The organism is Phocaeicola salanitronis DSM 18170 (genome assembly GCF_000190575.1).
Taxonomy (GTDB): Bacteria; Bacteroidota; Bacteroidia; order Bacteroidales; family Bacteroidaceae; genus Phocaeicola; species Phocaeicola salanitronis.
The window spans coordinates 2,772,224-2,786,098 of sequence record NC_015164.1; the positions used below are offsets into that span (position 1 = coordinate 2,772,224).

Consider the following 13,875-nt stretch of genomic DNA (forward strand, 5'->3'; position numbering starts at 1 on the left):
TTTTGTGCCCAAATAAATCTCTAATGGACAAGATAGAAATAATCAAGCGACCGATAGAAAGGGAATTGAGCGAATTTAAGATGCTTTTCGATGCCACCTTGACCAGTACCGCTCCGATGCTGGGCGATGTGCTCGGCTATATCCGGAACCGCAACGGAAAGATGATGCGCCCTATGTTGGTTATGTTGATGGCAAAACTATATGGCGTAGTCAACCCCGCCACGTTACATTCGGCTTTGTCGCTGGAATTGTTGCATACCGCCAGCCTGGTTCACGATGATGTGGTCGACAAGAGTGACAAGCGGCGCGGGCAAGCGTCGGTCAACGCGTTGTATGATAACCGTGTGTCGGTGTTGGTGGGCGACTATATGCTTGCCACGAGCCTGCGGCATGCAGCCTATACAAAAGAAATCGAATTGGTCGACTTGGTAGCCCGCTTGGGGCAGAATCTTTCTGAAGGCGAGATTGTACAATTGGCAAATACGAACAATACCGACTTTTCCGAAGAAATTTATTTTGATGTCATCCGTAAGAAGACGGCAGCCCTTTTTACGGCAAGTGCCGAGAGCGGCGCGCTTTCCGTAAAGGCTTCGGCGGAAGATGTGGACAATGCCGCGCTTTTCGGCGAGATGATTGGCATCGCTTTCCAGATAAAGGACGATATTTTCGATTATTTCGAGAACGAGGAGCTGGGAAAGCCTACGGGCAATGATATGCTGGAAGGCAAACTGACCCTGCCCGCCCTGTATGTGCTGAATGAAAAGGCGGATAAGGAAAAAAGGGAATTGGCGTTGCGCATCCGTTCATTAAAGGCTTCGCATGAAGAAATCGCCTCATTTGTATCGTATGTGAAGCAGGAGGGAGGCATTGAACATGCAGATAAGGTGATGCACGATTATCGCAACAAGGCGCTTGCCCTTTTGCCCGAGCAGATGGACGACTCATTGCGTATGGCGTTGACCGCTTACGTGGATTACGTGGTGGAGCGGAAGAAATAAAGGGATTCCTAAAAGGAAGCCGCTTCCGGCGGCCGGCGGACAAGGCTGTATCGGGCATTGCAGTTAGTTGCATAGCCCCATGAAGCTATCTGCATGTCGGACGGGGCTCTCAAGCGGAGAGAACCGTACGGTAGTACAATTCATTCTTGATAGGGCAAAATCGTGTCCTAAGGGTAAAATTAAGTGGGATATTTATCTTATTTTCTCCTTTTTACGTTAATTTTTCCACACAAACAACCAATAATTTCACCAAAATTTTTTATATTTGCTATAATTTTGTTACCGAAATGTGAAGCGAAGTTAAGCCTACTATTATGAAAGGCACATCCGGACAGATAAAAGGGGAGAATGCACCTTTTTCCCAAGACATTATTTCTCCATGTCCCTTTCAGAGTAGACACAGGGACTGACTTTATTTTTAGTACTCATCTTAATATTTAGTTTATGGATTTAGCAAATTTAGTTCGTAGGGCAGGAGCCACGCTATTGCTGGCTATGCTGTGTCTCGTTACGTTTGCTCAAGGAAAGACGGTGACCGGTACGGTTGTAGACGGCACGGGCGAGCCGCTGATTGGAGTAAGCGTATTAGTGAAAGGTACTACTGCGGGAGCGATTACCGATTTCGACGGTAAGTTTTCTATTCCGAACGTGAAAGCAGGAAGTACGCTGGTGGTGTCGTATATCGGGTATGCTACCCAGGAAATCAAGGTGGGAAACCAGACTACGTTTAACATTACGATGGAGGATGATAACCAGTTGCTGGACGAAGTGGTGGTAATCGGTTACGGTACGGCGAAGAAAAAAGACCTGACCGGTGCGGTAAGTACCGTGAAAGGTGATGCGTTAGCAAAGGTTCCTGTAACGAATGTGGCAGAAGCTTTGACCGGTAAGCTTGCCGGTGTGCAGATTACTACAACCGATGGTTCGCCCGATGCGGAAATGATTATCAAGGTGCGTGGCGGTGGTTCTATTACAGGCGACAACTCTCCGCTTTATATTGTGGATGGTTTCCCGATGTCGAGCATGAGCGACCTTTCTCCTTCAGATATCGAAGACATTACGGTGTTGAAGGATGCCGCTTCTACCGCTATTTATGGTTCGCAAGGTGCAAACGGTGTTATCTTGATTACTACTAAAGGTGCTAAAGGTGGAAAGACCGTGGTGAGCTATAACGGTTATGTGCAAGGGAAAAGCATAGCGAAAACACTCAATACGATGACTCCATACCAGTTCGTAATGTATAACTACGAGCGTCAGGCGTTGCGTGGAGCTTCGGCTATCAGCAGTTTTGAGGAACGCTATGGCGCATACGGCGATTTGGATTTGTATCAATATCAGAAAGGTCATGACTGGCAGGAAGAAATGTTCGGGAATGACCAGCTTTCTCAATCGCATAACATCAGTATTACAGGCGGTAGCGAAAAGACGCGCTTTACGTTGAGTGGGACTTATGCCAACGACAAGAGCTTGATGGAAAACAACGGATACCGCCGTTATAATATGAACTTCAAGTTGAAACACGAATTGTACAAGAACTTGAACTTGGATTTGGGTATCCGTTTGGCTGATACCGAGACACAAGGTGTAGGTACCGGCGGAGGTACGTATAAAATCCGTTCATATGATGCCGTAATGAAACCGCCTGTATTCGGTTTATACGATCAGATTGATATCGACCCAAGTACTTTGCCGGAAGATGAATATGACGAGTATATCAATGCGACTCGTGATCTGAATGATCAGGTGAACGATTATTGGAGACGGAAGAATGAACGCCGTTATAATTTTAATGCCGCTGTGACATGGGATATTACAAAGAATTTCACTTATCGTGCAGAGGGGGGGTATGATTATACATTCTTCCAACAAAAGGACTGGTATGGTCCGATGAGTAACAAAGCGGTACAAGACGGCGGTGAGCTTCCGATGGGTGAATGGGAAAAGAAAGATTCGTGGAAACTTCGTGCTGCCCATACATTGACTTGGAAGCAGAACTTCAACAAGACGCATGATGTCAATATTATGATTGGTCAGGAATATGTGGCTTCGGGAAGCGAATCAAACGAAATGATTGGTAAGTTCTTCCAGGAGGATATTTCACCGGAGAAGATGTTTGCCAGTATGGCGAATAATTCAAAGGAAACCGGTGCGCAAACCATTTCTTCTACTTTGGCACAAGAAGACCGTACAATATCTTTCTTTGGACGTGCTAACTATACGTTATTAGATCGTTATTTGTTTACATTCACTATGCGTGCCGATGGTTCTTCTAAGTTTATGAAAGGAAACCGTTGGGGATATTTCCCGGCAGGTGCAGTTGCGTGGCGTATTTCTCAAGAACCGTTTATGGAATCGGCTAAGAATTGGTTATCAAACTTAAAGCTGCGTTTCTCATACGGTACGGCAGGTAATAACCGTATTGGTAGCGCAATGTTCGAAACGACTTATAAAGCTTATTCAAGCAGTAAGTATTATGGTGCAGGGAACCAGCAAAACCCGCATTATACATTAAATAATAATCAACTTGCCAATCCGGATCTGAAATGGGAGACAACTATTACGCGTAACGTAGGTTTGGACTTTGGTTTCTTTAACGAACGCCTCTCAGGTAGTATCGATTACTATTGGAATAAGGTGAAGGATTTGCTGATTGAGATTCCTATCACGGCAATCGGATACACTACGATGCAACGTAATATTGGCGAAACTTCTAATAAAGGTATTGAATTGACCTTAAATGCAGCAATTTTGCAACATAAGGATTATTCGTTGAACTTTAATTTCAATATTGGTATCAATAAAAACCGGGTAGAGAAACTTTCGGACGGTGTGACTTCTATGTCATTTAATTCTGGTGCATTCTCGTCTGATATGCGCGGTGCGGATGATTACCGTGTAATTGTAGGTCAGCCTTTAGGTCTGGTATGGGGGTTTGTATATGACGGCATCTATGGTGTAGATGATTTCGAAACTTATACCGACGCAGCAGGTAAGACCCAATTCCGTTTTGACCAGTCGGGCAACTTTATACTGAAAGAAGGTGTGACAGACAATACCTATATGACGGCAAGTTCGTACGGAGGTCTTCGTCCGGGTGCTATGAAATTGAAAGACTTAGATGGTGACGGTGTAATCACCGAGGACGGTGACCGTACGATTATTGGTAAGACTCAGCCTAAGTTCAGCGGCGGTTTCGGTTTGAATGCTACGTATAAGTGGTTTGACTTGACGGCTAACTTCACATATGTAGTGGGTAATGACGTCTATAATATGGATAAGATGGTAGCATCACAATCGTATCGTAATACCTACGCCAGCTTGCGTCAAGAAATGGCTCCGGTGACATTGGGTGGTAACGCTTGGACTTATTTGGATCAATCGACAGGTCAAATTATTACTGATTATGAAACTTTGAAGATGATGAATGCCAATGCAACCCGTTGGTCAGGCGCTACGATGTCGGACAACAATCCAGTTCCGACTTCATGGGCAGTAGAAGACGGTTCATTCTTGCGTTTGCAGAACTTGACGGTAGGAGCTACGCTTCCGAAAGATTGGACGAAGAAATTCGGATGCAGCCAGTTGCGTCTGTATTGTACATTGACTAATGTATTTTGTCTGACCGGTTATGACGGTTACGACCCAGAAGTAAACTCTGCAATCCGTGGAAGCGGTACCAGCGGTTTGACTCCAGGGGCTGATTTCTCGGCTTATCCGAAGTCTTTCTCATGGACAGCTGGTGTCAATATAACCTTTTAATTGATAAACAAGAAGATTAGATCAGATATGAAAAAGAAATTTTTATATATAACGACTTTGGTTTGCGGGCTGTTTTGCGGTACATCTTGCGACGATATGCTGGACACCGAATCGCTTTCTACGGATAACTTGGAATATCTTTGTTCCAATCCGACGGATGCTCGCAAAATGATTAATCATGTGTACTCATATATGTGTGAAGATACTTATACTTCACGTATGAGCACTAACTGGATGCAGAATACTGATGTAGAGGTTGGTTTTATTGCTCAGGATCAATCGCAAAATGCTGACCGCCGTGGAGTATGGTGCTTGAATATGCGTCAGTTCAATGATATCAAGAACTGCTGGGACAATACGTTGAAAGCCATCGACTTTGCCAATCAATGCATTGAAGGTATTGAAGGAAGTTCGATGTATCAAGAAGGCGATAAGGACATGAAGCAATTACATGGTGAAGCATATTGTTTACGTGCCTATTGGTACTGGCTGATGTGTAACTTCTGGGCAGACGTACCTTTTGCTACTACACCGACTACAGCTGATGATTTGCATAATGACCCGCGTACAGACAAGAACATCATTTATGCGCATTGCATTCAAGACTTAATTAATGTAGAAGAAGAAATGTTGTGGTCAGATGATGTGACGGTAGAATATATGAACCGTGAGTTCGCTTTGGGCTTTATTGCTAAATTGGCGATGTTCCGTGCAGGTTATTCCATGCAGGCAGACGGAACGATGGCACGCTGTGATGAGGCTGGCGAAGAGTATAATGTAACTTATGTAGACGTAAATGGGGTAGAGCAGACTACTACTTGTGCCGATGATTTCTATAAAGTGGCTCAAGCGTATGCTATGAAACTGATTAATCTGAAAGGACGTACGTTGAATCCGAACTTTAAGGAAATTTTCGATAACGAAATCAACAACTGTAATCCTGCTAACGGAGATGTGTTGTATGAAGTAGGTTTTGTTCCTAACTCGGGCGGTGACATCGGCTGGTGTCACGGTTTGAGTGTGGTGGACAGTTCAAAAGGTGCAGGTACTACTTATTCGAATTTAACTCCCTATTATGTAGCTTCTTTTGATCCTGAAGATCAACGCTTGCCGGTCACATGCGTAAATTATCGTTGGTTATATGACAATAAGCAGGCTGCCACCGATGTATTCGGTGTACAGCCGGCAAAATGGTGCCGCTTGGATATGAATGTTTCCGTAGCATCGAAAGGTACAGGTATCAATTGGCCTGTACTTCGCTATGCGGATGTGCTTTTGCTGTTGGCTGAGGCTGAAAACGAAATTAATCATGCTCCTACCAGCCAAGCTAAGGAAATGCTGAAGCAAGTGCGTCAGCGTGCGTTTATCAATGCGGTGAATCAGGCTGAAAAGGTCGATAATTATGTAAATAACCTGACTACATACGATGCGTTCAAACAGGCGATTATAAAAGAACGTGCATGGGAATTCGGTGGTGAGAATATCCGCAAATTTGACTTGATCCGCTGGAACTATTATAGCAATGCTATTGCAGATTGTATCGAATGGATGCGTGATGTGGCTATCAACTATCAGCAATTGCGTGTAAATGGAACAGAATTGATATACGACAAGAACTTGCCTATCGAAGATATGGGCATAGCTCCCCGTCTGTATTACAATTATACCAATGGTGAGGTAGTGTTCGAAAACGATTATTTTACTTATCGTGATAAATCAGTCAGTCCTTATAATACGGCAGAGAGTTTGAAGGATGATGACATTAAGACTGCTAATGCGACATTCGATGGATTGAAGTATATTTCCTTCGTTGAAAGTCTGATTAGTGTAAGTGCTAACGATCCGGAAACCGACCAGCCTTATGGGAAGGACGAGAACGGTGATGACATTAAGAAAGGTGTAGTGCACGAACGTGTTATCTACTCTTGGTTTGGTTTGACAGACGGTGTATTGGTGAATGGCATGGAAGACTTGACTCCTATACGTAGCAAGGTTACTCCGTATGTATTCCCGATACCGACAGACCGTGTGATGTCATCGAACGGTGTACTTTCAAACGATGGTTATGCTATCCGTAACAAATAAAATTTGACAATTATGAAACTGAAGAAATATTTAGTTATGATGTTGTTGGCTGGTGCGGTAAGTTATACTTTTACTGCATGCAGCGATGATGAAACTTTAGGCGATGCCCCCCGAATGTTCCGCCCGGTGGCGACATTGACCGTTGAGCAAAATAATATTGTGGTAGACTGGGAGAATATTAAAGGTGCTACGAACTATGATTTGGAATTGTATAAAGTGATAGGAACTGACGAGACGACCGGAGAAAGTATTTATGAAGAAACTCCTTGCGAAACGGGTACTTGTACGGAATCTCCTTACACATTCTCTAACCTTGACTGGGACGAGCGCTACATTGTTCGTATCAGTTGTTCGGGAGGCGATAAGTCTTCTGAGCAATATGAGACTACAGAAGCCAGCGTAACTTATCTGACCAAGCTGACCGGTATTAGGTCTATTGATAATGCTGTGCGCATTACGTGGGATCAGGGAGGTTCTGTCATTAAGGTGTTTAAGGTGGAAGAGGGTGAGAAGGTAACGGAAGACCCTGCCACTACTCCGGATGAAACTGCTGTAGGTGATGTACGTCTGGTAGAAGTCAGTGACGAAGATTATGCTGCCGGAACAATCGATATTGTTGGATTGAACTCGGAAACCGCCTATACTTTTACCGCTTATAGCGATGCAGACGTACAGGATAATTCAACTTATGCTGGTAAACAGAGCATTGAGACAACGGCTCCGGAAGATTTCGATGCAATGTTCGGAGACAACTACTTAGATATCCGTAACTACGATGAAGAACATGCTGTTGATACGCTGAAGTCCGATGAGTTTTGGGCACAGGTAAGAGAAGGTATGACGATCATTCTTCGCGGTGATTTTGAATACAAAATCAGTAGTGATATTCAGTTTGATAAGTCGGTTAATTTTATGACTGGCGCGACTTTAGGCGGAAATGCACGTTTCATTTCCAGTGGCGGTATGCAGTGTGCCAAAGGTGCTACGGTGGGAAGTGTGACATTTAATAACGTAGACTTCTATAGCGATAAGGCAATTCCGGGAGGAGGTTATGAAGTAAAGGATACGAATAACAAAGGCTTTGGAGGGCGTCAGGTATTTAACGAAAATGGAACAGGATCTACATTGGGCAGTTTGCTTTTCCAAGGCTGTCATTTCGAAGGTTATCGTGCTGTAGTTCGTCTGCAAGCTGATAATGATAATGTACAAAACGTAACATTTGATAATTGTACGTTTAATGGAATCGGGGATCAAGGCGTTGTTACTACGAATAATAAGAAGGCGGATATGCAGAATGTCACGCTGAAAAATTCTACAGTAATGAATATTGTGATGTTTGCCGATTTCCGTGCTTCTGCCAATCCGATGCAGGTAAATGTTGAGAACTGTACTTTCTGTTATGCTCCGATGGAAACAAATGCCAATGCCAACACGCCTCTTTTCCGTTTCGGAAGCAATGACGTGACACTGACTGTTACATCTTCTTTGTTTGGTCCTTCTATGGCATCGAAAGAAAGTAAGGGTGGAGACATCATTACGTATACTGCAGGAACGGTTGGCTCGATTTTCCTGAATGCAAGCAAGGCGACTGTAAACGTAAGTAAGAGCTTCAAGACAGACTTTGGCTGGTGGGCTGACGATAAGGGTACTACTTATCCGATTGATGGCTTGCAAGAGCTTGGAATGAGTGAAACGGAATTATGGCAAAGTCCGTCTACGGGTGATTTCAAGGTGATTGGTAACATTGGAGAGTCTGGCATCGGCGACCCGCGTTGGCAATAAAATATGTAAAAGCTGTATTTCTAAGATAAATGTTCAAAAGAGGCGGTACATCATGCACCGCCTCTTTTTGGCTTCTTATGCAGATGCCCGTATTGGCCGATACAAGCGTTTACATTTGCTGATGTAAGCGTTTGTGATTGCCAATACGGGCATTCGTGTTTTTAAAAAGGAAAGGCTTATAAGGCAGCAATTTCGTCAGCAGTCAGTCCGGTTGCTTGTGAGATGATTTCTATCGGGACACCTAGTTTCTTAAAATTCCGGGCATTTTCAAAGCGTTCTTCTTTCCTTCCTTCTTCCCTTCCTTCTTTCCTTCCTTCAGCACGGCCCTCCAGCCGTCCTTCACCACGGGCGGTAATGATGTTGTCACGCAATATTACGACATTGTCCAAATGGTGGTAATAGGCTTTAAGTTCGGCTTTACTCATCTGTTCCAGACGTAATTTTTCGCGTGCCTCTTCGAGTCCCGGAGCGGTGGCGTCTGCCGGAATATTGCCTGTGTTGAGGAAATAAATCCATTGCTCCAACGGTACTTTCGACCATTTATCGAAGTCGTTTACCTTTAAAATATAATACTCCGGATAAAGGTCGCTTACCTCGTCTACTTGAAATTTCTGCTGTTGGAAGGGGCTGAGGTTTAATAGCTCACCGTTGTGTATGCCCCGGAATTCTGTCTTGCCGTGGTATACCACATCCGTTCCGTTGCCTAAATTGAAGTAGACAATGTTTACGCTGTATATCTTGCGGATATTTTGGTAGCCTTCCCCGCGGTTGATGTATTCTGTGACAAGTTTGGAAGTGCCGAATAACATCCGTTGAAAATAGGCATACTCGGAGTTGTTTTGCACTTCGATGATAAACAGTTCGTCTTTGTCATTTTCTGCCAAAAGGTCTACGCGGTTCTGTTTGTCGTCTTCAGAGTCTTGATTGCTCTCGCTTTCTAACAGCCGCTTTATTTTAATCGGTTCGTTCAGAAGTGTTGTCAGCAGTCCTTCCAACACGCCGAAATTGGCTTTGTTGCGCAGCAGACGCTTCATCGCCCAGTCAAATCGTATGTATTGGTTCTTTTCCATAAATCAGGGAGTTATATGTATATGTGCAAAGATACGTTTTTTCTACACTTGGACAAAGATTGCAAAAGGAATATGTGTTTCAAACCTTACGGCATCACCTTCACTCCCGTGGCATTGACCGTTTTCACATTGTCTGCCGCATGGTCGGGGCGGGGAGTACCCCATGCTACGTTGCACGACTGCAGCCGGATGTCCGAAGCCGTGTCGATGTAGAAGCCGTACGTGTTGCCACGCACGAAGCCTTCGCCGTCGCACGGACGCTTGTCGTAGATACCACCCTCGTAGGCGGTCTTTTTTTGCAGCGAGAGCGACACTTGGTCGAAGTAGATGTGGTTTACCTTTTCGGGTGTGTCGCCGCCTACAAATGCCCCGTTTTCGCTCATACAGCGGATATTATGGAAGTAGATGTGGCTCACCTCGCCGCATGCGCCTTTTGTCGCTCCTTTCGGGAAACGCCAGCCGGCATCCTTGTGGTTGCCTACGGCGCGGGGGTAGGAGGTGACGTAGATGGCTTCAGCCTTTCCCCACCACACGTCGGAGAAGAAGCGGCAATCTACTATCATGTTCGAGAACGTCACGTCGGTCACCGTACCCTCGTCGCGGTTCTGGATGCCGATGCCTCGGTTGCTGTCCTTGATGATGCAGTTGGTGAAGAGCACGCGACGGATGCTGTCCATGTTTTCCGACCCTATCTTGATGGCGCACGAGCGCGAGGTCATTGTGCAGTTGCTCACCACTACATCCTCGCAGGGACCGTATTGCTCGAACTCGCGGCGGTTCTTCAGGCAGATGCAGTCGTCGCCCGACTCGATGAAACAGTTCGCGATGCGCACGTCTTTCGAATGGTCCACGTCGATGCCGTCGCCGTTGCGGATTTTCAGGTTGTTCAGGATGTTGATGCCGTCTATCGAAGCGTCACGGCAGCCGATGAGATGTACGGTCCAGTAGGCGCTGTTGCGGATGGTTACGTCGCGGATGACCAGCTTTTCGACATCCGTCAGTGTCAGCACGTGCGGGCGCGGGTCGAAGTCGGTCACGGGCTTCAGTTCGTACGAGTCTTCCAGTTCCTTGCCCATGAATGCCACGCCGTTGCCGTCGATGGTTCCCGTTCCGGTGATGGACACGTTTTTCAGTCCTTTGCCGCTAATCCACATCATCCCTTCGCCCCGGTTTTCGCCGAACGCGCTTTCGGTGTAGACGCTCTCGTCGGGGTTCGCCAGCAGGCACGAATTGGGTTCAAGATGCAGGTCGACATACGAGGCGAGCCGGAAGGGGCTGCACAAGAAAGTATGTCCGGCAGGGACGAGCACCGTGCCGCCTCCTGCCTTCGAGCAGGCGTCAATGGCGCGTTGCAGGGCAGGGGCATCATCGGTGGTGCCGTCGCCCGTGGCTCCGTAGTCCAGGATGTTGTACACATTGGTTTGCTTCGTCTGGCACGAGCCGAGGAGGCAGATGCCCAGCACGAAAAGCAGCAGTCGGTTTGTCTTAAAGATTCCAGTCATATCAAAATTGGTTTTTAGGTGAATAATTCGGTTATAAGTAGATGTTGAGAATTAGTTTATATAATGTGTCAGCTCAGAAACGCAGATTAGCGCAGATTAGCGCGGATTCTTTTGATTTACTATTTTTCGATTTACGAAGTACGATTTAATGCTCGAATAGTAAATTGTCAAATCGTAAATTAAAGTAATCTGCGCTAATCTGCGAAAATCTGTGTTTCTGATAATATCATTTCATTTTGCATACTTACTTAAATCACTACAAAAATGCGCGGCGACCCCTCGCCGGGGACTTTCAGGGTGTCGGAAAGTGTGCGGCGACCCCTCGCCTCGCATTTTCCACCTCTCAGAAGGCTCTTGGCGGGCAGTCTTCCGGTTTGTTTCCCCAGCCGGGAACAGGCTCCGGACCCATTTCGAACTCCATGGTACCGCCCCGAAGGATGTCTTCGTGGGTGATGTAGTTCTTGGTATAAGGCTTGCCGTCGAGGGTGACGCTCCGGATGTAGATGTTCTCTGCCGAGGCTTCGGGTGCCACGAGGCGGAACGTCTTGCCGTTCTCCAAGGTCAGCACGGCTTCTTGGAACGAGGGGCTTGCCAGCACGTAACAGGGCGTGCCGGGGCACACGGGGTAGAAGCCGAGGGCGGCGAAGACGTACCATGCCGACATCTGCCCGGCATCGTCGTTGCCCGAAAGGCCGCCGGGCGCGTCGAGGTATTCGGTCTGTAGGATGTGGCGCACGGCGCGTTGCGTCTTCCACGGCTGGCGGGCGTAGTTGAACATGAACGCCACTTGGTGGCAAGGCTCGTTGCCGTGCCAGTAACGCCCTTGGCTGAACATCGAGTCGAGCTTCGCCACGTATGCTTCCTCGCCTCCCATGCATTCCATGAGGCCGTAGGGGTCGTGGGGCACGTACCATGTGTAGTGGCAAGGCGCGCCTTCGGTGATGAACGGGGCGAAACGGAAAGCGTTGTCCTCGGCGAGGAAAGTGCCGTCGGCGTGCCGCCCCTGCGCGTATCCGGTGCGGGGGTCGATGACGTTGCGGTAGTTCTGCGCACGGCGCATCAGGGTCTCATAATCCTTTGTCTTTCCCAGGCGTTCCGCCACTTGCGCCAGCACGAAATCATCGTAGGCGTACTCCAGCGTGCGCGACACCTGTTCGCGTTTGTGGAAAGCGTCGGGTACACTGTCTTCCAGCGGGATGTATCCGTACCGGAGGTATGAAGGCAAGGCTCGTCTGCCCATGCCATTGATGTATTCTTCGTGCGTAGAGGGGCTTTCGAAGGCGTTGCGGCGCATTCCCTCGTATGCCTTACGGATATCGAATCCGCCGATGCCCTTCACGTAGGCGTCGCCCAGTGCGGCAATGCAGTGGTCGCCTATCATCGCCGCCGTATAGCTGTTCCAGCAGGGGAAGATGGGGAGCCAGCCGCCTTCTTCGTATTTATGCACGAGCGATTGCATCATCTGTCCGGCGCGGGTGGGGTAGAGCAGGTTAAGGAGCGGATGCAGGGCGCGGTAGGTATCCCATAGGCTGTAGTCTTCGTAATAAGTCTCACCCTCAGGCAATTGGCGGACGGGCTTGCCGGTGGCGAACGAAGGGTAGCGTCCGTCTGCATCGCTGAAGGCGCGGGGCAGGAACGAGGCGTGGTAGAGGGCGGTGTAGAACTTCCGCCGGGCGGTCTCGTCACCGGTCTTTACCTGGATGCTTGCCAGGTGTCGCTCCCAGATGCCGGAAAGCTCCTGACGGGTGCGGTCGAAGTCCCAGTGCGGGATTTCGGCGGCGAGGTTGCGCAGGGCGCCTTCGCGGTCGGTGAACGATGAGGCGGCTTTCACCAGCAGCGTTTCGCCCTCCGTCACGGCGAACTGCACGTATACGCCGATGCCTTGTCCCGACTGGATGTGGGTCTGATTAGCGAAGAGGCTGTCGCCACGGAAAGTGCCGAAGGCGGTGGGCTGGTTCTGGTATTCGATGACGAAGTGCCCGCTGTAGCCTGCCGCTTCGCCCCAGCCCTGGTAGATGCGGTGCACGGGGTTGTAGCCATAGATGCGTCGGTTCAACGTATCGATTTCGATGTAGCCTTCGCCTTCGTCGCTGTTGGGGTTGACCACTAAGTAGGCGTTGCCTTTTTGTTCGTAAGTGAAGCGGAAGATAGCGGCACGCGAGCGTCCGGTCATTTCCGCCTTCAGGTGCTCGTCGGGTAGGGTTACGGCGTAGTAGGAGGGGGTTGCTGTCTCATCGTCGTGCGAGAAGCGTGTGGCGCGTGCTTCGGGTGTGCAGCGCAGCGTGCCGCTTAGAGCCGCGAGGGTCATCGAGCCATAGTCTTGCGTGCATCCGCCCACTATCCAGTGCGAGTTGCGGAAGCCTTGCATCAGCGAGTCGCGGTAGTAATACGGGGCGATGCACTTCAGTTCGGTGTCCTGCGTCTGCGGTGTCCAGAAATTCATGCCGTTCGGTTCGAGCACGGCGGGCAAAGTCTGTCCGTATTCTTCGGTATGCTTGCCGAACATGCCGGCTGTGCGGGTGACGCTGGCTGCTGTTCCCACACGGGTGTCGATACAGCTCAATCTGTCCGGAATAGTTGGGGATGTGCATGACGGCAGGAATGCCGTCAGCAGCAAAACCCAAAGGCTGTTGGGATTGAATCGTTTCATGGCGTTGATGTTTTTTAGGGAGTTAGAAG

At 48.1% G+C, this 13,875-nt stretch carries 7 protein-coding genes; 4 read left to right on the top strand and 3 right to left on the bottom strand.

From position 1 onward, the window contains the following. Nucleotides 1–23: 23 nt before the first annotated feature. The 4 genes from BACSA_RS11975 (at nt 24) to BACSA_RS11990 (ending at nt 8,624) form a co-directional block, all read left to right on the top strand. Entirely contained in the window at nt 24–998 is a 975-nt protein-coding gene (locus tag BACSA_RS11975; RefSeq protein WP_013618358.1) for a polyprenyl synthetase family protein, read from the top strand. Nucleotides 999–1,442: 444 nt separating this feature from the next. Next, complete coding sequence (locus BACSA_RS11980) at nt 1,443–4,757, top strand: SusC/RagA family TonB-linked outer membrane protein (protein WP_013618359.1); 3,315 nt, start codon at nt 1,443–1,445, stop codon at nt 4,755–4,757. 27 nt (nt 4,758–4,784) lie between these two features. After that, nucleotides 4,785–6,842, top strand: coding sequence for a RagB/SusD family nutrient uptake outer membrane protein (locus BACSA_RS11985; protein WP_013618360.1), 2,058 nt, complete (start codon nt 4,785–4,787; stop codon nt 6,840–6,842). Between the two features lie 12 nt (nt 6,843–6,854). Next, entirely contained in the window at nt 6,855–8,624 is a 1,770-nt protein-coding gene (locus tag BACSA_RS11990; RefSeq protein WP_013618361.1) for a DUF4957 domain-containing protein, read from the top strand. A gap of 176 nt (nt 8,625–8,800) precedes the next feature. On the opposite strand, the gene BACSA_RS11995 is transcribed toward BACSA_RS11990, so the two are convergent. The 3 genes from BACSA_RS11995 to BACSA_RS12005 form a co-directional block, all read right to left on the bottom strand. Next, nucleotides 8,801–9,694 (bottom strand): Rpn family recombination-promoting nuclease/putative transposase, encoded by an 894-nt coding sequence (locus tag BACSA_RS11995; RefSeq protein ID WP_013618362.1) that lies wholly within the window; start codon nt 9,692–9,694, stop codon nt 8,801–8,803. A gap of 86 nt (nt 9,695–9,780) precedes the next feature. Continuing rightward, on the bottom strand, nt 9,781–11,196 hold the full coding sequence (locus tag BACSA_RS12000) for a glycoside hydrolase family 28 protein (RefSeq protein WP_013618363.1): 1,416 nt from the start codon (nt 11,194–11,196) through the stop codon (nt 9,781–9,783). 343 nt (nt 11,197–11,539) lie between these two features. Beyond that, nucleotides 11,540–13,846: a GH92 family glycosyl hydrolase gene (locus tag BACSA_RS12005; RefSeq protein WP_013618364.1), complete on the bottom strand. Its 2,307-nt coding sequence runs from the start codon at nt 13,844–13,846 to the stop codon at nt 11,540–11,542. Nucleotides 13,847–13,875 lie beyond the last annotated feature (29 nt).